The following is a 26,007-nucleotide window of genomic DNA, read 5'->3' on the forward strand; positions in this document are numbered from 1 at the left end:
TGATAGCAAAGCTCGAGAGACTCCTATACTCGAGCTCATAGGTCATCGCCGCTGGCAGTGACAGGGCTCTGTGACGGGATAAGCTATGGAATGGCTGGGGCAGCATTTTTTTACCGACCTTCCAGGCAGCGGGCATTTATTGCTCAATTGCAGTCATAACCCGTTTCTGGTGCTGCTGGCGTACCTGGTCGCCTGCGCGGCGGGTTTCGGTACCCTGGACATGGCCGAACGTGTCGGCCATGTCGAAGACCCCACCGCCCGCCGCCATTGGCGCTGGCTGGGTGCGGGATGCCTGGCAGGTGGCATCTGGTCGACCCACTTCATCAGCATGTTGGCCTTCCAGGCCCCCATTGCCATTCACTACGAATTGATCTTGACCTTCGCCTCGCTGCTGATCGCCCTGATCGCTTCGTTGCTCGCCATGCAGACCCTCAGTCATACCCACCTGCGTTTTCATCAGTACCTGGTGGCTTCGGTGTGGATGGGGCTGGGTATCGCGCTGATGCACTACGTGGGCATGTCAGCCATGCGTTCCCAGGCCCAGGTGTACTTCGAAACACGGCTGTTTTTGGCCTCGGTGGCGATTGCCATGGGCGCCAGCCTGGCGGCGTTGTTGCTGTCCAGTTACCTGCGCAATGGGGCCGGCGTGTTTCACCAACTGCTCAAATACGCCGCCAGCCTGGTGCTGGGTGCCGGGATCCTGAGCATGCACTTCACCGGCATGGCGGCCATGCAAATGCTGGTGCCCAGCGGCACGGACCTGTCGTTGCGGGCCGATGACAACCCGATTCAACTGGGCCTTTCAGTCGCGATGATCACCTTGCTGGTGATCGGCAGCAGCGTCAGCGCAGCCCTGGCCGACAAGAAGCTGCAACACAAGGAGCGCGACCTGCGCCGGGTCAACGCGCTGCTCAGCGAACTCGACCAGGCCCGCGCCTCGCTGCAGCAAGTGGCCCATTTCGACGCGTTGACCAGCCTGCTCAACCGCCGTGGTTTCAATCAGATCTTCGCGGAGAAAGTCGCGGAAAAAACCCGCACTCAGGGCATGATGGCGGTGATCTTCCTCGATATAGATCACTTCAAACGTATCAATGACAGCCTGGGCCATGATGCGGGCGACCAGCTGCTCACGGTGCTGGCCGGGCATATCAAGGGTTCGATACGCAGCCATGAAGATGTGGTGGCACGCTTTGGCGGCGATGAGTTCTGCATCCTGGTCAATATTCATCACCGCGACGAAGCCCGAAACATGGCCCAGCGCATCATGCAGAAGATGAAAGAGCCCATCGAACTGGCCGGCCGGCGCATGGTGATGACCACCAGCATCGGCATCAGCCTGTTTCCCGAAGACGGCCACACCTGCGAAGAACTGCTTAAAACCGCCGACCTGGCGCTGTACCAATCCAAGGATGCCGGGCGCAATTGTCTGAACTTCTTCAGTTCCAACCTTAAAACCCGTGCCTTTCTTGAGCTGCAACTGGAAGAAGAACTGCGCGCCGCCTTGCGTACGCGCAGCCAGTTGGTGCTGTTTTATCAACCCATCTTTGACATGAAGCTGGGCAAGGTCACGCGCCTGGAAGCCCTGGTGCGCTGGCAACACCCCCAACACGGGCTGCTGGCCCCGGACCGCTTTATCGGCATTGCCGAGAACAACGGGCTGATCGCCGAACTGGACCACTGGGTATTGCGCCAGGCCTGTCACGACCTGAGCCTGTTGTCTGACCGAGGCTACACCGAGTTGATCATGGCGGTGAACTGCTCGGCGTTGAACCTGGCGCGTGACGAACTGGCCGATGAAATCGAAGACGCCCTGCGCTTCGCCGGCATCGGCACCAACCGCCTGGAACTGGAAGTCACTGAAAACGCGTTGATGGGCAATATCAGCAGCACCCTGGCCCTGTTGCGGCAGATTCGCGCCCTGGGTGTGTCACTGGCCATCGATGACTTCGGCACCGGCTATTCGTCGCTGGCTTACCTCAAGCGCTTGCCGCTCAACACCTTGAAGATCGACCGCTCGTTTATCCAGGACATCCCCAAATCCACCGCAGACAGTGAAATTGTCCAGGCGATTATTGGCATGGCCCACACCCTGCACTTGCAGGTGGTCACCGAAGGCGTGGAAACCCAGGCGCAGTTCGAGCTGTTGCTCAAGCATGGCTGTGACTACATCCAGGGCTACCTGCTCAGCCCGGCGGTGCCCTTCGACGCCATCATCGGCGTGATGCAGGGGATTGCCATGCGCAATCCGCTGTACCCGCTCAGCGTGGAAACCAACAGCGAAACCCCTGCCCCCAAGGATCCTGCTACGGAACGAATGGGTTCGCAGTCTATTGTCAGGCCGATTCGCTGATAGCGTCTGCTGCCCAAAACAAGCCGTGTGCAGGGGAGACACCTAGAACCAAGCGCTAGGTATCCAACCTGATAATGAACAGCTGGGAGGGCTGGACGCTACGCCTGTTGTGTTGGAGTCCGCCAATCAGATTCATGACCTTTTGGTGATGCAGCGCCGTACCGAAGTCCGTATTTGTGAAACTGGTGTACTGCAGCCCAAATTGCCCCCTATTCACCCCCCGATAGTCCAGGGATCGATGTAAGGTTCTTCGGAACGCCCGGTCAGCGATAAACGCCCCCGACGTATCGACCAGGTGCAAACAATACAACCTATCGTCCCCTGCTCGCCTGAACAGCAGTTTGGTGCCTGACACCTCCAGAAGCTCTCCATGGGCAACCTTGGCCATTACTTCGGTCATCAATGCCCGCAGCGTCACCGGCCCCGGACGCGTGACGGCGTGATTGAAGTGCGGTTCAAAGCGATCCGAAGCAAAATCCACACGCCGCCAGGCTGCTGGCTGCGTACCTTCGTGCGCGCGCCCCAGAGGAATCCTCGGGTTCGATCCTATCGTGTGCCGCGTCGGTTCGAGCAGTGACAAAGGGGTATCCAAGGCTGTCTGCCCAGTACGCCATACCCGCAGCATGTCCACATACTTGTAGTCCTTGCGATACTTATTGAATACAGCCCGAGCGATCTGCGTGTGGCTCACTGAAGTCAAGTCTGGAAACGCCTCTTGAACATAGGCCGTGATGGTTTTCTCAAACGGTCTTCTTTCGATGACCTCCCAGCTTTGTGCTCCCCGTAAGTAGGCGGCCCGATCATAGGTGGCGATCATCGGTTGTTCGGTGGGGTTGTTGCGCAACATCAGTTCAAAGCTGTCAAAGTCGTCATAGGTGGTACCCGGCTTGTAGATACTTACATTGTCGGCAAACCACAGCGGATTCTCATGGGTGCGATAGTAAAGATCATCGATTTTAATAAAGTTGCCTTCGAGCTGAGACCAACCCGATTGCTGGCTGTAAACCGGTTTGTACTCCCAGATACTGAACATATCAGACTTACGTTGCAGCAAGGCAGGATCAATCTTCGTGCCCCAGGACTTCCATTGCTGAGTCACGATGACACTCGCGCGCGCCGCCGGCAGGGCAACAGGGGCGGTACGCCCTGGGTCTATACCCTGTAGCCGCAGCCTGGCCTGATCGAGCGTCGTGGTCGCATTGAGGTATTGACGAAATTCGACAGGAATATCGCGCAGCCCAATGGCTTGCAATTCCAGCGGGCCATCCCCCAGACGCCGCACCAGACGAAGCTCCATGGCCCGTTCCCGCCCGGCGGGAAACTCGAACGAATCCAGGACCCGTGCCGCTTGCACATCACCCAGGTCTGGGTAGAGCCGCATCAGGTCATCACGTGCCATACGCGAGTGATAACCGCCCCTCAGGCCACTCTCGGGCGAGCGTATGATCCATTCGTTAGCCGTGTTGCGAGTAATAGGCGGCAGGTGATAGTGATGCCGACCGTCTCGACGAGGGCTCTGCAAACGCCAGGTTCCGATTGACGTCGTCTCGTCATAGATGACCTTGAACCACTGGTCCTTTTCCTTGAGGAAATGCTGTCCGGGCGTCGAGCCTTTTCCCGCGCGGGTATAAAACCCTTGGCTTTCCCAGCCGGCCAATGGCGTGACGTCCTTGGGCGCCGCGTTGAGCGCCATCTGGTGCGGCAAGCCTGGCCGCGCCGAAGGAAGGCGCACAGGCGCGAACCCCACCGCACCGTCAATCAACGCCCCCACCATATAGCCGAATGCCCTGACAAACTCATGAGTCGCCCCCACGCTGTCATCATTTTGCAAAGCATCCAGGGCGGCACTCAACGCCATTGCGCTGCGCACCAAGCCAATGACAAACGTCACCTTGACCGGGAAAATCGCTAACGCCACTTCAACCAACCCTTCGATTACCGTCCAGGTGCTGCGCACATTTGACTCATGGGTACTGGTGGTCTTGCGGTCAGCCTGAGCGATGGCAGCGCGGGCCTCGAAATCGTAGGCCCGCTCCAGAAAATTGCCCTTGATTCCCCACAGAGAGATCTCGCTTCGGAAAATCCCTCTTCTGAATGTGGTTCGCAGTCGTGGCAGCGCAGAACCATCCATGCGCTCAAATAAATAATCCTGCCACGCATTGTTATTGACGAATTGATCCAGCAGTTGGGTCATACCGGTGTATTCGCGAAAGGCGCGCCCATCCGGGGACCGTGGGGTATACAAGGCGATCACATTGTTTTTCGGGTTGGCGCAGGTAACCGCCAGGACACCGCGCACGTGAATATCACGTATATAAAGCGCCGAAACGCTGACTTCATAGCCCCCCACCTTGGCCCGCTCCGCAGTCTCAGTGGGGTGGTCAAGCACGCTTTTGACCCGTGCATAACTGTCGCTCGTAAAGTCCTTGGCAATCTTGGCTTCAATCCCATCGACCCTGAGCTGCTTGCACATGACGTCGACGAAACTCTGCTTGAGCTGCTTGGCTTCGGCCGATGTCAGAAGACGTTTATTGAGAAACTCAATGTAGGAGCCGCCAATATCCACGTCACGTACCAGATCCTTGACCTGTTGCGTGGTCAACGCCGTGTAGGGTTCCCCGTACAGGCTCAATTGGGACTTGGCCACAAACACCTCGTCCAGATAGTCGACATTTTCCAGGGCCAGCGCCGCCAGGCTTTTAGTGTCAGTGGAATAGTGCGGCTGGCCACTCTGCGGATTGGGCCTGGCGCCGGGAAAATAAAGACCAGACGCGGGGTTGGGCCGACGAACAGTGACCTGAATATCGCACGGGTCCGTCTCGATGCCGTACTGGTTTTCCAGCGCCTGGGCCAGTTGCTCACTGCTGTAGGCCAATAGCGTCTGCTGGTCACCATACTGTAAAACCGAGGGCAGCCCCTCCCCGGTATAAGCACGTTCAAGTTCGCCCAGGTAGTCACGCGCGGCCGCTGCCCAGGCCAGTTTATCGGCCTCTGAGGCCGCGCTTAAAAACTGCTCGAGTTCGGCCTTGGAGCGTTTGGTTTCACGAGCGCGCAACACCTCGCTGACGCCGAAGCACTTTTGCATGTCCATGGTTCGATCCAGGCTGACTGGCAGCTGGCTGAAGTCTTCATCGGTGCCCCTTCGCTGATACCGACTCACCATGAACGCAAAATCATCGACCAGCTTTTCATACTGCGCCGCTACGCTGGCGCTGAAGACTGATTCAAGGATTTCTTGGTAGTCAAAGCAACCGGTGGTCTGTGCCTTATCACGCAGGGCCGTCGCCGGCTCGTAGTGTTTGTCCGCAAGCAGGGAGAAGAGGCCATCGAACTCGTAGTCGGTGTTTAATCGCCGATGCAGTTCCTGATCCAGAAGCGCCAAGGACTGGAACGCCTCGAGGCCGCGATTAGGTGTAAACAAAACGACGATACCCACATTGACGCTGGTTGTTACCGGGCGAGCCACCAGCGGTGCAAGCGGCTTACTCCTGTTGGAGGACGAATCGAAAGGATCCCTAGCGGTCAGCATCACCGCACCCTGCAAAGGCATATCAGCGCCAGTACCTGCGCCCTTCAACACCACGGCGTAGGCCGCTGGCCTGTTGGGCCTTGCTTGCCGCGCGACCGCATCGGGATATGCCACGAACGTCTCGACCAGGCGCAAGCCGTTGGTGTTCAGCGTTCCATCGGCCCTGAGCAACGAAGCCTCTACGCTTATCTGTTTGCTACGTGCCGAGATCACAGAATCCTGGGGCAAGCGCGGGTCGGTCGTACTGACTGCCTGTTTCCAGAAAGTATCCAGGCACGCCCGGTAGGCCGTCTGCAGCGAAGCCGACAGTTCATCGAGAAACGTGTCAAATGCAGCCGGTGTCAGCGATGAGGGCAACTGCTCGTCGGCTTCCTCGTCGCGGTCAAAGGTAAAAGTAGTGCTGCGGCTGGCAAAAGACGCGGGTTGCTGGTCAACGATTCGTCTGATGACAGCATCCATCACGCTAGGAAGCAGCCGAGTCGCCTGAACGGCGTCCTGCGCAACCACAACGTCGCTCGGATCGCTTTTGATAAATACCCGAGACGCGTCCAGGTTTGCGGTGGACGTGAACGTCGCATTTACCCGTTCATTGATAAAAGCCGAGAAGGTGGGGCGAGACCGCAGGAACTGCAGTGTGGTGTCGATGCCCTGGAGTTGGTCGCGGTAATGGGTCTTGTATTCGTTGTCCTGCGTCGCCGCAAGGCTTGCGGCAGGCGTGGAGGACAATCGGTAAGTCGGTTGCATGGTCGAGCCCTGAGTCAATGATTTCAGGGCTGAGAATTACGGATGTGTCGCTGGAAACAGCGTTACATACTTACCGGGAAGATCCTGACATACCCTATAACAATTAAAACGGCGTGGCAGAAGGCATACAACTGTGCCCGTGACGTTAACGTCACCCTGGCGTGTGACGTTTCTTCACGGCAAAGAGCCATCACGCTACTCGATTACACACTTTAACCCTCCGTAAGTTCGCGCCAAATAAGTGCAGCGCCTCAGAGTCGTGCCCTTTCCTGGATCAGTATCCAGGGCGAGACCACCACCGCCCATAAACTCGGATCCCGTTCAACCAGGTCCAATGCCCGCGTCGCAGACACTTCGCCAAGGCTCCCGGCGGCTAGCCAGGTGGCGACTTTGTCACGGTTGTCTTCGGCCATTCCCTCGGCTGCCTCGATCAAATCCAGGCTGGCATCGACCCACAATAGGGCACCCTTGGCAAAGAACGGCTCAAGCTCCTTCCAGGAAATTTCGGCGGTTTCACCGAGCAGCTTGGCATAGAGGGTGCTTGGTTCTTGCGTCATGGGAATTCACCTGAGTAAAAAATCGGCGCAATCATAGCCCCGTCGCTCAGGCAGAAAAACCCAGTAGCAAATGAAGTAGCGATTGAAAGTGCCAGGAAAGCCAAGGAATGCCTTGAAAGCTGTTCGCAACCCGCCGCGATTCTGTCTTTTTCTTTCATTTAAGCGACATACCCAGGTTTTGCCCCCAGCTGCCAGCTTTTCAAGCCATCAGCCAGCGCTCTACACTGTACCGGTACAGTTGCCAGGGCAATGCCGGGGGGATATCCGCGATATCTGATCCGGTTCTGCAGCTCACAAGGCCGCTAGAACTATAAAAAATACAACAGTAAGAGTGGAGCACTATGAATAAGGCTACTAAGCAGATTTCCAAACTGTTTGCCGCTATGGTCCTGGCTGGGGTTGCCGGCCATTCGTTCGCAGCCGACACCATCAAGATCGGCATCGCCGGTCCCAAGACCGGTCCGGTGACGCAATACGGCGACATGCAATTCATGGGTGCCAAGCAAGCCATCAAAGACATCAACGCCAAGGGCGGCGTAGACGGCAAGATGCTTGAAGCCAAGGAATACGACGACGCTTGCGACCCTAAACAAGCCGTGGCCGTTGCCAACAAAGTGGTCAATGACGGCGTCAAGTTCGTCGTCGGCCACCTCTGCTCCAGCTCCACTCAGCCAGCGTCGGATATCTATGAAGACGAAGGCGTCATCATGATTACCCCGGCTGCCACCAGCCCTGAAATCACGTCCCGTGGCTACAAGCTGATCTTCCGCACCATCGGCCTGGACAGCGCGCAAGGCCCAGCGGCCGGCAACTACATCGCCGACCACGTGAAGCCGAAAATCGTCGCCGTACTGCACGACAAGCAGCAATACGGTGAAGGCATCGCCAGCGCCGTGAAGAAGACCCTTGAAGAAAAAGGCACCAAGGTTGCCGTCTTCGAAGGCCTGAACGCCGGTGACAAAGACTTCTCCTCGATCATCCAGAAACTCAAGCAAGCCAACGTCGACTTCGTCTACTACGGCGGCTACCACCCTGAGCTGGGCCTGATCCTGCGCCAAGCCAAGGAAAAAGGCCTGAACGCCAAGTTCATGGGCCCAGAGGGCGTGGGTAACGACTCCATCTCGCAAATCGCCCAGGGCGCTTCCGAAGGGCTGCTGGTAACCCTGCCGAAATCCTTCGACACCGACCCAGCCAACAAAGCCATCGTTGAAGAGTTCGCCAAGAACAAGCAGGACCCAACCGGTCCGTTCGTGTTCCCGGCCTACTCGGCAGTTGAAGTGATTGCCGGTGGTATTGCTGCGGCCAAAAGCGAAGACACCGCCAAAGTGGCCGAGGCCATCCACGCCGGTACCTTCAAGACCCCTACGGGCGACCTGAGCTTCGACGCCAAGGGCGACCTGAAGGACTTCAAGTTCGTGGTCTACGAATGGCACTTCGGTAAACCAAAAACCGAAGTTTCCCCTCAGTAAGCCAGGCGTTACTGGTCAACAAGCCCACTGTGCAAGCAGTGGGCTTTGTTTTACGAGGTTTATGGGCCATGTCACCCGCGATCCGGGCGCTGGCTCACCTGAAAATCTTAAAACCGTCACCAGCGGTTCGCTGGCAAACGCTTTGTGCAACCTGGTCACAGAACAGGGCACCGAGCCGGAAATGACTCCACCAGTGAAATGCGTATCGGGTTTTTAGGAGCGCTGTAATGCCTGAGATCTATCATTTTTTCCAACAGCTGGTTAATGGCCTGACCATTGGCAGCACCTATGCCTTGATAGCCATTGGCTACACAATGGTTTACGGCATCATTGGAATGATCAACTTCGCCCATGGCGAGGTGTACATGATTGGTTCCTACGTGGCCTTCATCGCCCTTGCCGGGCTGGCCATGATGGGGATCCACTCCCTGCCGCTGTTGATGACCGCTGCGTTTTTGGCATCGATCATCGTAACCAGTGCCTATGGCTACAGCATCGAGCGGGTTGCCTACCGTCCCCTGCGGGGCAGCAACCGTTTGATCCCGCTGATTTCTGCCATCGGCATGTCGATTTTCCTGCAGAACACCGTATTGCTGTCCCAGGACTCCAAGGACAAGTCCATTCCCAACCTGATTCCGGGGAGCATCTCCTTCGGCCCGGGTGGCGCACAAGAAGTGCTGATTTCGTACATGCAGATTCTGGTTTTCGTGGTCACCCTGGTGGCCATGCTGGGCCTGACGCTGTTCATCTCCCGCTCCCGTCTGGGGCGTGCCTGCCGGGCCTGCGCCGAAGACATCAAGATGGCCAACCTGCTGGGCATCAACACCAACAACATCATCGCCCTGACCTTCGTCATTGGTGCTGCGCTGGCGGCCGTGGCGGCCGTGTTGCTGAGCATGCAATACGGCGTGATCAACCCCAACGCCGGCTTCCTGGTGGGCCTCAAGGCCTTTACCGCAGCGGTATTGGGCGGCATCGGCAGCATTCCGGGCGCCATGCTCGGCGGGCTGGTGCTGGGTGTGGCCGAAGCCTTTGGTGCCGATATTTTCGGTGACCAGTACAAGGACGTCGTCGCGTTCGGCCTGTTGGTTCTGGTGCTGTTGTTCCGTCCGACCGGCATCCTGGGCCGTCCGGAGGTTGAGAAAGTATGAGCAGATATCTTAAATCGGCGTTTTTCAGCGCCTTGCTGGTCTGGGCCGTGGCCTTTCCGGTACTCGGTCTCAAGCTGAGCATTGTCGGCATCAACCTGGAAGTGCATGGCACCGGGCCTGTCACCCTGACTGTCATCGCGCTGTGTTCGGTGCTGATGTTCCTGCGTGTACTGTTCACCCAGCAGGTCGGAGCCTTGTTCAAGGGCAACCGTGGCCCGTTGGTGTCGCCCAAGGTCAGCCAATTTCTGACCCTGCCGCGCACCCAGCGCTACATCATCATCGGGCTGATCATCGCAGCACTGATCTGGCCGTTCTTTGGCTCGCGCGGCGCGGTCGACATTGCCACGCTGATCCTGATCTACGTGTTGCTGGGCCTGGGCCTGAACATCGTGGTGGGCCTGGCCGGCTTGCTCGACCTGGGTTATGTGGGCTTTTACGCCGTGGGTGCCTACACCTACGCGCTGCTCTCGCATTACCTGGGCTGGAGCTTCTGGATCTGCCTGCCACTGGCCGGTATGGCAGCGGCCACGTTCGGCTTCCTGCTGGGCTTCCCGGTGCTGCGCCTGCGCGGTGACTACCTGGCCATCGTGACCCTGGGTTTCGGCGAAATCATTCGCCTGTTCCTGCGTAACCTTACCGACATCACCGGTGGCCCCAACGGCATCAGCAGCATCCCCAAGCCGACATTCTTCGGGCTGTCGTTCGACCGCAGCGCCGCCGAAGGCATGCAGACCTTCCACGAGTACTTCGGGATTGCCTACAACCCGGTGAGCAAAGTGGTGTTCCTGTACCTGGTCGCGCTGTTGCTGGCATTGGCGGCCCTGTTCGTGATCAACCGCCTGCTGCGCATGCCCATCGGGCGCGCCTGGGAAGCGTTGCGCGAAGATGAAATCGCCTGCCGCGCCCTGGGCCTGAACCCGACCATCATCAAGCTTTCCGCATTCACCCTGGGCGCTGCGTTCGCAGGTTTCGCCGGCAGCTTCTTCGCCGCTCGCCAAGGCCTGGTGACGCCGGAATCGTTCACCTTTATCGAGTCGGCGATCATTCTCGCCATCGTGGTATTGGGTGGCATGGGCTCGCAACTGGGCGTGATCCTGGCGGCCATCGTGATGATCCTGCTGCCGGAAATGATGCGTGAGTTCAGCGAATACCGCATGTTGATGTTCGGCGCCATGATGGTGCTGATGATGATCTGGCGCCCTCAAGGCCTGCTGCCCATGCAACGTCCACACATGGAGCTGCGCAAATGAGCCGCGAGATCCTGAAAGTCGAAAACCTGAGCATGCGCTTCGGCGGTTTGCTGGCGGTCAATGGCGTGGCCCTGACCGTCAAAGAGAAGCAAGTGGTAGCGCTGATCGGCCCCAACGGCGCCGGCAAGACCACCGTGTTCAACTGCCTCACCGGTTTCTACAAGCCCAGCGGTGGCAGCATCCTGCTGGACGGCCAGCCGATCCAGGGCCTGGCCGGCCACGAAATCGCGCGCAAAGGCGTGGTGCGGACCTTCCAGAACGTGCGGTTGTTCAAGGACATGACGGCGGTCGAGAACCTGTTGATCGCCCAGCACCGTCACTTGAACACCAACTTCTTCGCCGGCCTATTCAAGACCCCGGCGTTCCGCAAGAGCGAACGCGAGGCCATGGAATACGCGGCGTATTGGCTGGACAAGGTCAACCTGACCGAGTTCGCCAACCGCCCGGCCGGTACCCTCGCCTACGGCCAGCAACGTCGCCTGGAAATCGCCCGTTGCATGATGACTCGCCCGCGCATCCTGATGCTCGACGAACCCGCTGCCGGTCTGAACCCCAAGGAAACCGAAGACCTCAAGGCGCTGATCAGTGTGCTGCGTGAGGAAAACAACGCCACCGTGCTGTTGATCGAACACGACATGAAACTGGTCATGAGCATCTCCGACCACATCGTGGTGATCAACCAGGGCACGCCGCTGGCTAACGGGACGCCGGAGCAGATCCGCGACAATCCTGAAGTGATCAAAGCCTATTTGGGGGAAGCGTAAAATGCTGCAATTCGAAAACGTTTCCACTTTCTACGGCAAGATCCAGGCCCTGCACAGCGTCAATGTGGAAGTGCGCCAGGGTGAGATCGTCACCCTGATCGGCGCCAACGGTGCCGGCAAATCGACCTTGCTGATGACCTTGTGCGGTTCGCCGCAAGCCTACAGTGGCAGCATCCGCTACATGGGTGAAGAACTGGTAGGCAAGCACTCCGCCGAGATCATGCGCAAGAGCATTGCGGTGGTGCCCGAAGGCCGTCGGGTGTTCTCGCGCCTGACCGTCGAAGAGAACCTGGCCATGGGTGGGTTCTTTACCGACAAGGGCGATTACCAGGAGCAGATGGACAAGGTGCTGCACCTGTTCCCCCGCCTCAAGGAACGCTTCAGCCAGCGCGGCGGCACCATGTCCGGCGGCGAACAGCAAATGCTCGCCATCGGCCGGGCGCTGATGAGCAAGCCCAAGCTGTTGCTGCTGGACGAGCCTTCCCTGGGCCTGGCACCGATCATCATCCAGCAGATCTTCGACATCATCGAACAGCTGCGTAAGGACGGTGTGACGGTATTTTTGGTAGAGCAGAACGCTAACCAGGCGCTGAAAATCGCTGACCGCGCCTATGTGCTGGAGAATGGCCGGGTGGTGATGCAGGGCACCGGTGAGCAATTGCTGACCGATCCGAAGGTGCGGGAGGCGTACCTGGGCGGCTAGAAAGAGTGAGTTCTAAAATGGGAGCTGGCTTGTGTGGGAGCTGGCTTGCCTGCGATAGCATCACCTCGGTGTATCTGAAGCACCGAGGTGCCTGCATCGCGGGCAAGCCCGACTCCCACACAAGCCAGTTCTCATTTTTCTGGTAAAAATAAATATGTGTTGTTTGCAATTTTTTTCGATGGCCTTGTAACGAATTCCCTCCCCCTTTCTCTAGTGGTGCATGCAGGCAATCAAGCCTGCGCATTCAACCACTGCTGGAGACACACCATGACCACCAAACTGTCCGCTGCCACCCTCGTTCTGGCCCTTGGTTCTGCCCTGAGCCTGTCCGCCCTGACCACCACCGCCCACGCAGCCGACGACATGCAGAAATGCTTCGGCGTGGCTGAAGCCGGCAAGAATGATTGCGCCGCGGGCGCCGGTACGTCCTGCGCTGGCACCTCCAAAACCAAAGACCAGGCCAATGCCTGGAAACTGGTCCCTGCCGGCACGTGCACCCAGACCCCAAGCACCACCTCGCCAACCGGTTTTGGCCAGGAAGCGGCCTTCACCGCCAAATCCTGACCCCCGCGCAGCCTGAGTATTGATGATGACGCTTACAGCCCAACACGCGGTCTCACCGGCTCAGGCGCCCGGCCTGCCCTATCGGGCCGGGCTGGGGCTTAAGACCGAGCACTTCACCGAGGTGCTCGAGACCTGCCCCGACATCGGTTTTTTCGAAGTACACGCCGAAAACTACATGGTGGCCGGCGGCCCGTTTCATCACTACCTGGGGTTGATTCGTGCGCAGTACCCCCTGTCACTGCACGGCGTCGGCCTGTCCATCGGCGGCGAAGGCCCTCTGGACCGCGAGCACCTGGCACGCCTGGCCACGCTGATCGAACGCTATCAACCCCAGTCTTTTTCCGAACACCTGGCCTGGTCCAGCCACGGCCCGGTGTTTCTCAACGACCTGCTGCCCCTGGCCTACGACGCCAGCACGCTGGAGCGGGTATGTGCACACGTCGACCAGGTACAAAGCACGCTCAAGCGCCCGATGCTGCTGGAAAACCCGTCCACTTATCTGCAGTTCCAGCGCTCTACCCTGGACGAAACCGACTTCATCAGCGAGATCGTCCGCCGTACGGGTTGCGGCCTGCTGCTCGACGTCAACAACGTCTACGTGTCCTGCATCAATCACCAGCGCGACCCGCTGGCCTACATCGATGCCCTGCCATTGCACGCAGTGGGTGAGATTCATCTGGCCGGTTTTGCCGAAGACACCGACAGCCTGGGCGACCGCCTGCTGATCGATGACCACGGCGCGCCGATCGATAACGCCGTGTGGCAGCTGTACGCACAGGTATTGGCGCGGACGGGAGCGGTGGCAACACTGATCGAGCGGGATAACCAGGTGCCCGCGTTCAGCGTGTTGCAAGCAGAGGCCCGGCAGGCCGAAGGGTATTTGTCGCAGGTGGCCCGATGAGTATTCAGCAGGCATTTGCCCAGGCTTTACTGGCCCCGCAAGCAACCTGCCCCGAGGGCGTGTTCAGCAGCAACGGTGCCGAGCCGGCGAGCCGCTTTGCGGTGTATCGAAACAATGTGCATAGCGCGTTGATCAATGCTTTGGCAGCCGCCTACCCGGTGGCGCGGCAACTGGTCGGCGATGAGTTTTTCCGCGCCATGGCCGGCCTGTATGTCCAGGCCTACCCGCCTACCAGCCCGTTGATCAGTGAGTACGGGGGCACGTTCGCTGACTTTATCCAGGCTTTCGAACCGGCCTCAAGCGTGCCCTACCTGGCCGATGTCGCTCGACTGGAACGCTTACGGGTTCGCGCTTATCACGCGGCGGATTGCCAGGTCCTGGATCAGCACAGCGTACTTGAGCAACTGCAAGGTTGCGCGCAACTGGGGCAACTGCGTGTACGACTGCATCCGTCACTCGCCACGCTGGAATCGTCCTACGCGGTGGTATCGGTTTGGGCGGCGCACCAGACCGACGGGGCCGTCGCCAACTTGAACCCCTGGCATGCCCAAGGCGCGCTGGTCTTGCGCCAAGGGTTGGCGGTCAAGGTATTCGCCGTCGACAGCGGATCAGTGACCTTTATCAACCGCCTCAACCAAGGCGCAGGGCTGGAAATGGCCATCGCTGATGCTCTGGAAGCCTCCACCGAATTCGATTTGCACCAATGTCTCACGCTGTTGATCAGCCACGACGCCATCACCCATTTGCACCTGCAACCCGAGGTATTGCCATGAACACTTCCGCTCCCTGCCTGGTAAAGCGAACCGTCGCACTGTTTGAAAAAATCCCCTACAGCCTGATCGCCTTTATCGCGCGCTTCTCCATTGCGGCGGTGTTCTGGAAGTCCGGGCAGACCAAGGTCGAAGGCTTTGCCATCGACCTGATCAGCGGCACCTTCCAATGGGGCGAGCCCAAACTTGCCGCCTCGACCCTGTTTTTGTTTCGCAGCGAATACCAGCTGCCTCTGCTGTCGCCGCAGGTGGCCGCGCACCTGGCAACCTTTGCCGAGCACTTTTTTCCGGTATTGATCCTGCTGGGGTTCGCCACGCGCTTTTCGGCCCTGGCCTTGATCGGTATGACCCTGACCATCCAGCTGTTCGTCTACCCCGACGCCTATCCCACTCACGGCACCTGGCTTGCGCTGTTATTGCTGTTGCTTGCCAAAGGGCCGGGTTGGCTGTCCATCGACCACCTGATTGCCTGTCGCTATCGCTGAAGCCGATCCAGTGCCTCGCCGCTGCGCTTGAACCCGTCCACCAGGTAGTCGGCCAACACCTGGGTACGCCGTGGCAGGCCGCCCTGATAGGGATGCACCAGGTACATCGGCATGCTGCGTGTCTGATAGTCGCGCAGCAGCCAGCGCAATCGGCCGTCAGCCAGTTCCGCGGGTAGAACGTAGGACGGCAGGCGGGCAATACCGGCGCCGACCAACGCGGCTTTTTTCAGCAGGTTGTAGTGGTTGGAGGCGAAGGTGCCGCTCACTTTTACCCGCAGCAGTTCGTGTTGCTGGTGGTACAACCATTCCTCGCGGCCGCTGTAATGGCTGTTGAGCAGACAGCTGTGCGCCGCCAGGTCCGCCGGGGTCTGTGGTTCGCCATGCTGTTCAAGGTAGGCCGGGCTGGCGCAGGTCATTTCATGCCAGGCCAGCAAGGGTTTGGCCACCAGGCGTTCATGTTCGATGGCGCCGGAGCGTACGCCCAAGTCAAAGCCATCGCGTGCCAAGTCTCGGTAGCTGTTATTGAGCTCCAGCTCGATCTGCACCTGGGGATATTGCTTGGAGAATTCCAGCAACAAACCATCGAAGAAGGTTTCGCCCAACGACACCGGAACGGTCATACGCACAGGGCCAGCCAAATCATCTTTGAGTCGCGCCAAGGCCTGGCGGGCGCGTTCCACCTGCACCACCAACGCTTGTGCCTGGGGCAGCAACGCCGCGCCGGCAGCGGTGAGGCTCAGCTTGCGCGTGGTGCGGTGCAGCAGTACCACGGCGAACTGTGCTTCCAACTGGCTGATGCGCTTGGACAACTGCCCTTTGCTGCAGCCCAATTGTGCAGCCGCCACGGTGAAACTGCCGGCTTCGATCAGCACGGCGAACGCCGCCAGGTCATCCATTTCGCTCATGGATTGTTTCCATTTGAAAACCAAAGGTTGCCTATTAGCGCGTTTATCCAGCTAAAAAGCCACACTAGACTGAATGCGAACCCATACCCCTGTAGGAGCGAGCTTGCTCGCGAAAAACTCAAGATCGCCGCCGTGTAGTCATTTTTACCGCGTGATCGTTGACGTTCTTCGCCAGCAAGCTCGCTCCTACAGGCAATCAGCCCAGAGGAACAGCACGATGAAAATCCTATTGATCGGTGCCAGCGGCACCATCGGTTCAGCGGTCAAGGCGGAACTGGCCCAGCGCCACGAAGTGATCAGCATCGGCCGCACCAGCGGCGACTTTCAGGTGGATATCAGCGATAGCGCCTCGATCCGCAGGCTGTTCGAGCAGACCGGCAAGTTCGACGCCCTGATCTGCGCGGCAGGCAACGTCAACTTCGTGCCCCTGGCAGACATGAACGACAGCGATTTCGAACTGGGCCTGCGTGACAAGCTGATGGGCCAGGTCAACCTGCTGTTGATCGGTCGTGAGTACGCCAACGATGGCGCTTCGTTCACATTCACCAGCGGCATTCTGAACCGTGATCCGATCCGCACCGGCGCTTCGGCTGCTTTGGTCAACGGTGCATTGGACGCCTTCGTCAAAGCGGCGGCCATTGAGTTGCCACGCGGCCTGCGCATCAACTCGGTCAGCCCGACGGTGTTGCTGGAAGCCATGGGCAGCTATGCCCCTTATTTCCGCGGCTACAAACCTGCCCCCGCCGCCGATGTGGCGCTGGCTTACGCCAAAAGCGTCGAGGGCCTGCAAACCGGTCAGACCTTTATCGTAGGTTGAAGGTGATATCTGTAAGAAACGCCTGAAGCTGGCAAGCGGGCTTGTGATGCACGGCCAGCCTGCGTAACGTGGCGGCACTTGCCTGGAGACCCGATAATGCGCGCCGCCCGTACCCTCGCCCTGTTTGCCTTGCTTCCTCTGTTCGCCGCCTGCCAATTGTTTGAAAGCGAGCCGGCCAAGCCATCGACTGTCGGGCTGACCCGTATGCAGGGTGAGTTGACGGCGGTGGACGGCAAACTGCTGTTCCAGCCGTGTGGCGACCAGCGTAGCTACGTGGTCAACGACACCGGCGGCACCAGCGTCCTGCAGGAAGCGGCCTCGCTGGCCGGCCAGCAGGGCATGCTGTTTGCCGACCTGCGTGGCAAGTTTTCCGGGGTCGCCAGCGGCACCCAGGGTGCAGTGGACCTGCAACAGCTGTATCGCGTCGAACGCTCGACCTCAGCGTGCTCCGACCCGGACTTCAAGCGCATGATCCTGCGAGCCAATGGCCATAAACCCGCCTGGGCAATGAATGTCACGGCCAAGGGCATGGTGCTGGAACGCGAGGGCCAGCCACCTTTGGCAGTGCCGTACGTCGAGGAACAACTGGGCGACGGCCGTTTCAACCTGATGACCGAAGCCAATAACCAGCACATCGAACTGTGGGTGGCGCCCCAGCGCTGCGTCGACAGTGTGAGCGGCAGCCTGCAACACATGAGCGCCGAGTTGCGTGTGAACGGCCAGGTGCAGCGTGGTTGCGCGGCGTTCGGCGGCTCGCGGGACGATTAACCTGACGGAAAGTCGCCATTGGGGCTTATAATCGCCGGTTTGCAAAACAGCCGGCCTCCTTGCCCGCCGCCTACCGGATCCTGTCATGTTACGAATCACTGAACTCAAGCTGCCCATCGACCATCCCGAAGAAGACCTGCGCACTGCCATCGTGCAGCGCCTGGGCATCGCCAGTGATGACCTGCTCGATTTCACCCTGTTCAAGCGCAGCTACGATGCGCGTAAAAAGACCTCTGAGCTGTGCTTCATCTACACCGTTGACCTGAATGTGAAGGGCGAAGCCGCCCTGCTGCTCAAGTTTGCCGACGACCGCAACGTCAACCCGGCACCGGACGTCAGCTACAAGGTGGTGGGCCAGGCGCCGGAAGGCCTGGCTGAGCGGCCAATCGTGGTGGGCTTTGGCCCCTGCGGGATTTTCGCCGGGCTGCTGCTGGCACAGATGGGCTTCAAGCCGATCATCCTCGAGCGCGGCAAGGAAGTACGCCAACGCACCAAGGACACCTGGGGCCTGTGGCGTAAAAGCGTGCTCAACCCCGAATCCAACGTGCAATTTGGTGAAGGCGGCGCCGGTACCTTTTCCGACGGCAAGCTGTACAGCCAGATCAAGGACCCGAAATTCCACGGTCGCAAAGTGCTGCACGAGTTCGTCAAGGCCGGCGCGCCGGAAGAAATCCTCTACGTCAGCAAGCCGCACATTGGCACCTTCCGCCTGACCGGCGTGGTGGAAAACATGCGCGAGCAGATCATCGCCCTGGGCGGTGAAGTGCGCTTCGAACAGCGGGTCACCGACGTGCTGATCGAAGACGGCCAGTTGAACGGCGTGGTCATCGACGGCGGCGAGCAGATCCTCTCCAAGCATGTGATTCTTGCATTGGGCCACAGCGCCCGTGACACCTTCCGCATGCTCCACGAGCGCGGCGTGTACATGGAAGCCAAGCCGTTCTCGGTGGGTTTCCGTATCGAGCACCCGCAGTCGCTGATCGACGCCGCGCGCCTGGGCAAATACGCTGGCCACCCGAAGCTGGGCGCTGCGGACTACAAGCTGGTGCACCACGCCAAGAATGGCCGTTCGGTCTACAGCTTCTGCATGTGCCCGGGCGGCACCGTCGTGGCCGCGACCTCGGAACCCCATCGCGTCGTGACCAATGGCATGAGCCAATACTCGCGTAATGAGCGTAATGCCAACTCGGGCATCGTGGTAGGCATCACCCCGGAGGTGGATTACCCGGGCGGCCCGCTGGCCGGTATCGAGTTGCAGGAGCGCCTGGAATCCCACGCCTACATCCTCGGCGGCAGTAACTACGAGGCCCCCGCGCAACTGGTGGGCGACTTCATCGCCGGCAAGCCCTCCACCGCGCTAGGCAGTGTGGAGCCGTCCTACAAACCTGGCGTGTCGTTGGGCGACCTGGCCCTGGCCTTGCCGGACTTCGCCATCGAAGCCATCCGCGAAGCCTTGCCGGCGTTCGAGAAGCAGATCAAAGGCTACTCGTTGCACGATGCGGTGTTGACCGGCATCGAGACCCGCACCTCGTCCCCATTGCGCATTACCCGCAATGAGTCGATGCAGAGCCTGAACGTCAAAGGCTTGTTCCCGGCCGGTGAAGGCGCGGGGTATGCCGGTGGGATTCTATCGGCGGGTGTCGACGGGATCCGGATCGCCGAGGCGCTGGCGCGGGATATGCTCGGCATCGAGGCCTAAAGCACACTGGCGGCAAGCATACATCCAATGTGTGGCTTGCCTGCGATGAGCATAGGTATCTACACAACTCTGGTGCGACGCTGGACCTGTGGCGAGGGAGCTTGCTCCCGTGACGACCCCGGCGGCCAGTGCATATCTACTTGACGCCCGGCGATCCAAATGTGGGAGCGGGCTTGCTCGCGAAGGCGGCCTGACAGCCGTTCAAGATGTTAGGTCTGACCGCGTACATATCCATTATTTAGGTAACGGCCACCTAGGGTTCCGCTCTGACAGCGGCTCACTTTTGAAAAGCGCAAAAGTAAGCAAAACGCTCTTGCCCCACCACTCGGCACCTCGCTTAGGCTCGGTGTGCCCGTAATCCGCCAGGGATTTGGGGGGCCGCCGCCACGCGCCATCCATGGCGCGGGGCGGCTAAACCGGCATCCCTGCCGGTTTACCCCCCAAATCCCTGTCGAATTCCGGCCAGCGTGGTTTAACGGGGCGCCTAAGATCAAAAGCAGGTCAAGAGCAAGATCAAGAGCGGCTCGCTTCGCATCGTGGTTACCGTCGGTGGCTACAACCTAGATAGTTGTGTAGATACCCATGCTGCGATGAGGTCAGTGCAGGTCACAAAGCCGGAAAGTGAATCCTGAACGCCGCCCCACCCAACGCTGAATCCGCCAACGTCAACCGCGCGTGATAGCTTTCGATGATGTCCTTGACCACCGCCAGCCCGATCCCCTGCCCCGGGTGCTGGCGGTCGAGCCGTTCGCCACGCTGCAGGATCCGTGCACGCTGGTCCGATGGCACACCAGGGCCGTCGTCTTCGATACACAGCTCAATGCCATCCAGGTTTTCCACCAGGCTGATACGCACTTGCTTGAGGCACAGGCGGTAGGCGTTTTCCAGCAGGTTGCCGAGCATTTCAAGCAACGCGCCCTTTTCGATGGGCACCTCGCAGGCCTGCGGCAGATCAAACGTCACGGTGACCCGCTTGTCGCGATAAACCTTTTCCAATGTATCGCACAGGCTTTGCACCACCGGTTCCAGGCGTACCTGGTGACGCACCAGGCCACTTTTTCGCAGGCTGGCACGCTGCAACTGGTAACCGATCTGCTGGCTCATGCGTTCGATCTGCGATTGCAGCACCCACGCCTGGCTACGTTCTTCGGGGCGCTGGGCCATGTCTTCACTCACGCCCTGCAACACCGCCAGCGGGGTTTTCAGGCTGTGGGCCAAGTCATCGAGGGAGTCGCGGTAGCGCGCACGTTGTTCGCGCTCGCTGTGCAGCAAGCGGTTCAGGGAGCCGGTCAGGCGCAGCAGTTCGCGGGGGTGTTCTTCGCTGAGGCTTTCGCGGGTGCCGCCTTCGATCTGGTCGAGTTCATGGCTCAGGCGTCGCAGGGCTTGCAGGCCCCAGGTCAGGCCCAGCCACAACAGCGTCAACAACACCAGCAACGCCGCGCCGAACCCGAGGTAGAGGTTCTCGCGCAGACCTTCGAGGGTCAGTTGGTATTCGCGTACCGGCTGCAGGGCGACAATGCTGAACGCCGCGCTCTTGCCTCCCAGCAGCCGCACCTCGACGTCATACACGAAGAATTCCTGGCCATTGGCCTCGCGAATCCGCGCAAACTCGTTGCCGCGCCCGTCGTAACGCGGTTTGTAGTTGATGTTTTCTTCCTGGGTCGCCCGCGAGCGCCATACCAGATGGCCTTCACGGTCGTAGATATAGCCCAACAGCCGACTGTCGGTGAGGTTGAAACGCTCATCGGGCAACTGTGCCGGCATCAGCAGGCGGTTATTGTCGACCCGCGCCGCAGAAATCAGCGTTGTCACATCCGACGCCAGGCGCTGTTCGATGGAATCCTGCAGCGCCAGGCTGAACGCGCCTTGCATGGCCGGCAACAAGCCGAGCATAAACAGCACGGCCAGGGTGGCGGCCGCCAGCATCAGGCGCACACGTAGCGAACGAATCAACGGCAGCGCTCATTGAACAGGTAGCCCAGGCCACGCACGGTATCGATCGGCTTGAACCCAGCCGGGCCTTCCAGCTTGCGGCGCAGACGGCCGACCAGCACTTCGATCACGTTTGGGTCGCGCTCGTCGTCATCCGGGTAGAGTTGCTCCATCAAGCGGTCCTTGGCGACCACTTGCTGATGATGACGCATCAAGTATTCGAGGATCCGATACTCATAGGCGGTCAGTGCCAGGGGTTGCTCGTCCAGGGAGGCTTGCTTGCGGTTGAGGTCCAGCAGCAGCGGCCCGGCAACGATGGTCGACTGGGTAAAACCGCTGGAGCGGCGCAGCAAAGCGTTCATGCGCGCCTCCAGCTCTTCGAACTGGAACGGCTTGACCACGTAGTCGTCGGCCCCGGCCGCCAAGCCTTCAACCTTGTCCTGCCAGTTGCCGCGGGCGGTCAGGATCAGGATCGGGAAAGTCTTGGTCTGGGTGCGCAACTGGCGAATCAGGTCCAGGCCGCCCATGCCGGGCAGGCCAAGGTCGATGATCGCCAGGTCATGGTTGAACTGGCCGGTCTGGTACAGGGCTTCCTCGGCATTGGCCACGGCTTCGACCACATGCCCGCTGTCGGTCAGGCGGGTAAACAGGTGATGACGCAGCAGCGCCTCATCTTCCACCACCAGCAATTTCATAAGGTTCTCCACTGCAATTCAACTAGCCGACAGGGGGATATCATAGCGGCCCTGCAGCTCTTGGGGGCGCAGTTTTATGCCATTGTAGTGGCCGGTCAGGTGCGCGTAGCCGCTGCGATAGTCGGGTTGCGCAGGGGTAGCGCCCAGGGCCTGGCCCCAAGGCGCGGCCTGGGTGCCGGCGTCTTCGAAGCTGACACGATGGATCAGGTTGCTGGATTTCTTGGTTTTCTCGCTGCCAAAGGCTGCAAAGGCGCCATCGGACGCCTGCACGCCGGCAGTGGCGCCAAGCATGGTCAAGGCCAACATCAGCTTTTTGATCGCAGTCATGGTGGTTACCTCATACGCGTTTAGGCTGTGGGGTCCAGACTACGCAGGCGCCCCTGAACTCCCCCTGAACAGGCTCTGAACCGCAGCTGAACCGCACCGGGCTATTCACTGGCCCGCCAACTCGGCAAAATACCGCGCATGACGCCCCTACCCGCTTGCTGCACCCCACTCGATGATCATTGGCCGTTGCCGGTTCCCTTGCCGGGCACGGTGTTTTTGAGCACGCGATTCGACCCGGCTTTATTGAGCCCCGACGATTTCCAGCGCTGCGATGTGCCGCCGCCCGCGAGCATCCAGCGCTCGGTCGCCAAGCGCCAGGCGGAATTTCTCGCCGGCCGCCTGTGCGCGCGCGAAGCGCTGCAACGACTCGATCATCTGCACTGCATCCCGGCCATCGGCGAAGACCGCGCCCCGGTCTGGCCAGGGCATATCAGTGGTTCCATCACCCACAGCACCGGGCACGCTGCGGCGATTGTCGGGCACAAGGCTCAATGGCGCGGGCTGGGCATGGACCTGGAGCATCTGCTGTCACTGGAGCGGGCCGAACGCCTGGCCGGGGAAATTTTGACCGCCAATGAGCTGCAGCGCATGGCTGCCCTGCCCCGTGAGCAACAAGCCTTGCTGGTGACGCTGACGTTTTCGGTGAAGGAAAGCCTGTTCAAGGCGCTCTATCCGATCGTGCACAAGCGCTTTTATTTCGAGCATGCCGAGGTGGTGGAGTGGTCAGCGGCTGGGAGGGTGCGGTTGCGGCTGCTGACCGATCTTTCGCAAGAATGGAAACATGGCAAAGAGCTGGAAGGGCAGTTTGTGGTGCAAGGGGAGCAGTTGTTGAGCCTGGTGGCTGTCGCAATGTAGGAGCGAGCTTGCTCGCGAAAAACTCACAGGCGCCGCGTTTAGTCAGGCAGCACGCGTTATCGTTGAGGTTTTTCGCGAGCAAGCTCGCTCCTACAGTTGGGTTTCAGGGTTTATCTTGATCCCTGGGCCAGCTCAGGCTGAAGCACGCCCCGCCCAGGTTGTTGCTCTTGCTGATCAACGCCCGCCCGCCGTGCCAATAGATAATCCGCCGCACGATCGACAAGCCCAGGCCATGCCCGCCCGAGGCGCGGGTACGGCTGTCGTCCAAGCGCAGAAACGGCGTGAAGATCCGCTCCCAGGCGCTTTCCGGCACGCCCGGGCCGTCGTCTTCTACGTCGATGCGACAACGCACCTGCCCTACCTGATAACTGATCAGCACCTGGCCCTTGGCATGGCGCATGGCGTTACTCACCAGGTTTTGCAGGGCGCGGTGCAGGTAGCGCGGTTCGGCATCGACCCAGGCGTCATCCCAATGTGCCGAGGACAGGCAAATGCCACGGGTGACGGTGACCTGCGGGCGCAATGGCGATAATTCGCCAATCACCTGGTCGAGCAATGCATTAAGGTCCACGCGCTGGAAATTCAGCTCCGGCGCGCCCTGCTCCAAGCGGGCATAAGTGAGCATCTCGTCCACCAGGCCATCGAGGTCCTGGATATCGCCGTCCATGCCTTCCAGGTATTTGCGCCGGGCTTCGGGCGTGGCAGCGTCACCGATCATCTCCAGGCCAAAGCGCAGGCGCGCGACCGGTGTGCGCAGCTCGTGGGAGACCGCGCGCACCAGCTCGCGCTGAATCGCCAGCAATTGCTGCAAGTGCTCGGCCATGCCATTGAAAGCTGCCGCCAGGCGCCCAACCGAGTCGGCACCGCGAGCGGGTACGCGCACTTCCAGGTTGCCCTTGGCGATACGCGTGGCCGCCGCCTCCAGGCCTTTGAGCCGGCGCTCCAGCTGACGCACCAGCAGATACACGATCAAGCCGATCAGGGTCAGGCCAATCAAGGTGATCAGGATCAGCCATTGAGCCGGGTATGGGTTCATCTGGTACAGCGGGCCGATCTCCAGTACCCAGGGGGTGCCGACCATGCCGGCAAACACGCGAATCGAATCGCCGCCCTTGCCCAGCGCCATCACCGTATCGCCTTCCGCCACACGACGACGCTGGTCGTCGTCCATGTCGGCCTGGTCAAGGGCCGTCAGGTGCATCTCAAAACCAAAACCCTTGGCGTGTTTAATATCGGCCAGGCGCTGGGGCTGTTCGGCCACCGGGAAACGCACCAGTTCGTCGGCCAGCAGGTAAATAGTCGCACGTGCCAATTGCTCGCTGATCTGCTGCACTTCGCCGGTAAGCACCAATTGCTCTTGCTCGCTGACCAACCGCAGCACCCGCGCCGCGTGGGGGCCGGTCTGTTCCACCAGGACCTGGCCGCGTTGCAGGCGGTTGCGCTGGCCCAGGTCCAATTGCGCGTCGGTGAACGTGTGCAGCTCCAGCGGAATGCCCAGCAGACGCTCCCACACCGCCAAGGCGCGCTGGCGTTCAATGGCGCTCATGGGTTGCAGGTTATCGCCCATCAACGCAAAGGTGCCGTGGGCCAGGCGCTCACGGTACTGGCCGCTGCGCACGTCGTTGAGCAGATGCAGCGCCAGGGCGCCGAGCAACGCCACCAGGATCAGCGCCGCGCACATGCCGCCGTAGATGCGCAGGAAGATCGAGTTCACAGCGGCATATCGGCAGCGGCTTCGGGGACGAACAGGTAGCCTTTGCTGCGAATGGTCTTGATCAGGCGTGGATGGATCGGATCGTCGCCGATCTTTGGCCGAATGCGCGAGATACGCACGTCAATAGAGCGATCCTGGCCGTCATAACCAATACCGCGCAGGGCGATGAAGATTTCTTCGCGGGACAGGATGCGCCCGGCGTTCGCAACCAGCAGCCACAAGAGGTCGAATTCCGCGCTGGTCAGTTCGATGCTGCCTTCCTGCAACCAGGCTTCGCGCAAGGCATTGTCCACCACCAGCGGGCCAAACTGCAGGCGGCGCTGGGTTTCCACTGCAACGGGCAACACCGGTTCGCTGCGGCGCAGCAGCGCCTGGATACGCGCCAGCAACAAGCGCGGGCGCACGGGTTTACACACATAGTCGTCGGCGCCCATGTCCAGGCCCAGCACCTGGTCCATGTCGTCGGTGCGCGCGGTGAGCATCAGGATCACGCCGTCATAGCGCTCGCGCACCTTGCGGCAGATGCTCAGGCCGTCTTCGCCGGGCAGCATCAGGTCGAGGATCACCAGGTCCGGCTGCTCGGCGATGATGCGCGCCACGGCCTTGGCACCATCGCCTTCCACCGACACGCGCAGGCCGTTGCTTTCCAGGTACTCACGGGTCAACTCGGCGAGTCGCTCGTCGTCCTCGACGATCAGTATCTGCCAGGCTTCTTGCTCCATGCGCTACCTCGTTGTTATTAGAATTTCTTTGGCTCACACGGTCGGATGTGGGAGCGGGCTTGCTCGCGAAAGCGGTCGGTCAGTCGATGCATGTGCCAACTGACCCACTGCTTTCGCGAGCAAGCCCGCTCCCACAATTAGACCTCCACCGCCCCATAGCCTGTTTGTCATGTTTTGAGGGCATAACAAAGGCCGATTGTAGCCATGCACAGGCCCTTGAACACAAGCCGGGAAATCCATTCGGTCATGGCGGTTTTTTGTGGTAGGGTTCGCGCCCTCAAAATTCCCGCTGGCAGTTTCTACCCGGGAATATTCGGTGACAAACGGTGTAATCCA

The 26,007-nt window shown here is 60.0% G+C and carries 22 protein-coding genes; 14 read left to right on the forward strand and 8 right to left on the reverse strand.

What is annotated here, in order from left to right; all coding sequences use genetic code 11:
* Positions 1-85 precede the first annotated feature (85 nt).
* Complete coding sequence (locus ACWHXD_RS22955) at positions 86-2,350, forward strand: putative bifunctional diguanylate cyclase/phosphodiesterase (protein WP_138762401.1); 2,265 nt, start codon at positions 86-88, stop codon at positions 2,348-2,350.
* Positions 2,351-2,405: 55 nt separating this feature from the next.
* Here ACWHXD_RS22955 and ACWHXD_RS22960 read toward each other — a convergent pair whose 3' ends face one another.
* Both ACWHXD_RS22960 and ACWHXD_RS22965 read right to left on the reverse strand, forming a co-directional pair.
* The gene (locus tag ACWHXD_RS22960) at positions 2,406-6,623 is read right to left on the reverse strand and encodes a dermonecrotic toxin domain-containing protein (protein ID WP_138762402.1); all 4,218 of its coding nucleotides are present in this window, start codon (positions 6,621-6,623) and stop codon (positions 2,406-2,408) included.
* Between the two features lie 251 nt (positions 6,624-6,874).
* On the reverse strand, positions 6,875-7,180 hold the full coding sequence (locus ACWHXD_RS22965) for a DUF2288 domain-containing protein (RefSeq protein WP_138762403.1): 306 nt from the start codon (positions 7,178-7,180) through the stop codon (positions 6,875-6,877).
* A gap of 341 nt (positions 7,181-7,521) precedes the next feature.
* Here ACWHXD_RS22965 and ACWHXD_RS22970 point away from each other — a divergent pair, with 341 nt between their 5' ends.
* The 9 genes from ACWHXD_RS22970 (at position 7,522) to ACWHXD_RS23010 (ending at position 15,237) form a co-directional block, all read left to right on the forward strand.
* Positions 7,522-8,649, forward strand: coding sequence for a branched-chain amino acid ABC transporter substrate-binding protein (locus ACWHXD_RS22970; RefSeq protein WP_003193533.1), 1,128 nt, complete (start codon positions 7,522-7,524; stop codon positions 8,647-8,649).
* Positions 8,650-8,876: 227 nt separating this feature from the next.
* Entirely contained in the window at positions 8,877-9,800 is a 924-nt protein-coding gene (livH, locus tag ACWHXD_RS22975) for a high-affinity branched-chain amino acid ABC transporter permease LivH (protein WP_003193535.1), read from the forward strand.
* Positions 9,797-11,050: a high-affinity branched-chain amino acid ABC transporter permease LivM gene (locus ACWHXD_RS22980; RefSeq protein ID WP_003193536.1), complete on the forward strand. Its 1,254-nt coding sequence runs from the start codon at positions 9,797-9,799 to the stop codon at positions 11,048-11,050. The genes livH and ACWHXD_RS22980 overlap by 4 nt, the downstream gene beginning before the upstream one ends.
* The gene (livG, locus tag ACWHXD_RS22985; RefSeq protein ID WP_003193538.1) at positions 11,047-11,814 is read left to right on the forward strand and encodes a high-affinity branched-chain amino acid ABC transporter ATP-binding protein LivG; all 768 of its coding nucleotides are present in this window, start codon (positions 11,047-11,049) and stop codon (positions 11,812-11,814) included. Before ACWHXD_RS22980 ends, livG begins: the two co-directional genes overlap by 4 nt.
* A 1-nt stretch (position 11,815) precedes the next feature.
* Entirely contained in the window at positions 11,816-12,517 is a 702-nt protein-coding gene (locus ACWHXD_RS22990; protein WP_003193540.1) for an ABC transporter ATP-binding protein, read from the forward strand.
* Between the two features lie 267 nt (positions 12,518-12,784).
* Entirely contained in the window at positions 12,785-13,081 is a 297-nt protein-coding gene (locus ACWHXD_RS22995; RefSeq protein ID WP_014717277.1) for a BufA1 family periplasmic bufferin-type metallophore, read from the forward strand.
* A gap of 22 nt (positions 13,082-13,103) precedes the next feature.
* Positions 13,104-13,982 carry an MNIO family bufferin maturase gene (gene bufB / locus ACWHXD_RS23000; protein ID WP_138762404.1) on the forward strand — a complete coding sequence of 293 codons (879 nt, stop codon included), beginning with the start codon at positions 13,104-13,106 and terminating at the stop codon, positions 13,980-13,982.
* Positions 13,979-14,755: an HvfC/BufC N-terminal domain-containing protein gene (locus tag ACWHXD_RS23005; protein WP_138762405.1), complete on the forward strand. Its 777-nt coding sequence runs from the start codon at positions 13,979-13,981 to the stop codon at positions 14,753-14,755. The genes bufB and ACWHXD_RS23005 overlap by 4 nt, the downstream gene beginning before the upstream one ends.
* Positions 14,752-15,237, forward strand: a complete 486-nt coding sequence (locus ACWHXD_RS23010) for a DoxX family protein (protein ID WP_138762406.1) — start codon at positions 14,752-14,754, stop codon at positions 15,235-15,237. The genes ACWHXD_RS23005 and ACWHXD_RS23010 overlap by 4 nt, the downstream gene beginning before the upstream one ends.
* On the opposite strand, the gene ACWHXD_RS23015 is transcribed toward ACWHXD_RS23010, so the two are convergent.
* On the reverse strand, positions 15,228-16,142 hold the full coding sequence (locus ACWHXD_RS23015; protein ID WP_032895668.1) for a LysR family transcriptional regulator: 915 nt from the start codon (positions 16,140-16,142) through the stop codon (positions 15,228-15,230). The genes ACWHXD_RS23010 and ACWHXD_RS23015 overlap by 10 nt on opposite strands.
* Positions 16,143-16,359: 217 nt before the next feature.
* Between ACWHXD_RS23015 and ACWHXD_RS23020 the strand changes: the two genes are divergently transcribed.
* The 3 genes from ACWHXD_RS23020 (at position 16,360) to ACWHXD_RS23030 (ending at position 19,426) form a co-directional block, all read left to right on the forward strand.
* Positions 16,360-16,959, forward strand: coding sequence for a short chain dehydrogenase (locus ACWHXD_RS23020; RefSeq protein ID WP_032895667.1), 600 nt, complete (start codon positions 16,360-16,362; stop codon positions 16,957-16,959).
* A 96-nt stretch (positions 16,960-17,055) separates the two neighbouring features.
* Positions 17,056-17,727, forward strand: a complete 672-nt coding sequence (locus ACWHXD_RS23025) for a COG3650 family protein (protein WP_138762407.1) — start codon at positions 17,056-17,058, stop codon at positions 17,725-17,727.
* A gap of 85 nt (positions 17,728-17,812) precedes the next feature.
* Positions 17,813-19,426 carry an NAD(P)/FAD-dependent oxidoreductase gene (locus ACWHXD_RS23030; RefSeq protein ID WP_032895664.1) on the forward strand — a complete coding sequence of 538 codons (1,614 nt, stop codon included), beginning with the start codon at positions 17,813-17,815 and terminating at the stop codon, positions 19,424-19,426.
* Between the two features lie 606 nt (positions 19,427-20,032).
* Here the strand turns inward: ACWHXD_RS23030 and ACWHXD_RS23035 are convergent.
* The 3 genes from ACWHXD_RS23035 to ACWHXD_RS23045 are packed head-to-tail and all read right to left on the reverse strand — an operon-like array spanning position 20,033 to position 22,380.
* Positions 20,033-21,379, reverse strand: a complete 1,347-nt coding sequence (locus ACWHXD_RS23035) for an ATP-binding protein (RefSeq protein WP_138762408.1) — start codon at positions 21,377-21,379, stop codon at positions 20,033-20,035.
* The gene (locus tag ACWHXD_RS23040) at positions 21,376-22,053 is read right to left on the reverse strand and encodes a response regulator (RefSeq protein WP_003193559.1); all 678 of its coding nucleotides are present in this window, start codon (positions 22,051-22,053) and stop codon (positions 21,376-21,378) included. Before ACWHXD_RS23040 ends, ACWHXD_RS23035 begins: the two co-directional genes overlap by 4 nt.
* 18 nt (positions 22,054-22,071) lie before the next feature.
* A complete protein-coding gene (locus tag ACWHXD_RS23045; protein ID WP_003193560.1) occupies positions 22,072-22,380 on the reverse strand; it encodes a hypothetical protein in 309 nt (102 codons plus the stop codon).
* A gap of 138 nt (positions 22,381-22,518) precedes the next feature.
* Between ACWHXD_RS23045 and ACWHXD_RS23050 the strand changes: the two genes are divergently transcribed.
* Positions 22,519-23,235, forward strand: coding sequence for a 4'-phosphopantetheinyl transferase family protein (locus ACWHXD_RS23050; protein WP_138762409.1), 717 nt, complete (start codon positions 22,519-22,521; stop codon positions 23,233-23,235).
* 103 nt (positions 23,236-23,338) lie between these two features.
* Here the strand turns inward: ACWHXD_RS23050 and ACWHXD_RS23055 are convergent, their stop codons facing one another.
* Both ACWHXD_RS23055 and ACWHXD_RS23060 read right to left on the reverse strand, forming a co-directional pair.
* The gene (locus ACWHXD_RS23055; protein ID WP_138762410.1) at positions 23,339-24,949 is read right to left on the reverse strand and encodes an ATP-binding protein; all 1,611 of its coding nucleotides are present in this window, start codon (positions 24,947-24,949) and stop codon (positions 23,339-23,341) included.
* On the reverse strand, positions 24,946-25,671 hold the full coding sequence (locus tag ACWHXD_RS23060) for a response regulator (RefSeq protein ID WP_032895658.1): 726 nt from the start codon (positions 25,669-25,671) through the stop codon (positions 24,946-24,948). Before ACWHXD_RS23060 ends, ACWHXD_RS23055 begins: the two co-directional genes overlap by 4 nt.
* Between the last annotated feature and the right edge of the window lie 336 nt (positions 25,672-26,007).

The sequence above is a fragment of the Pseudomonas fjordensis genome (assembly GCF_976987115.1).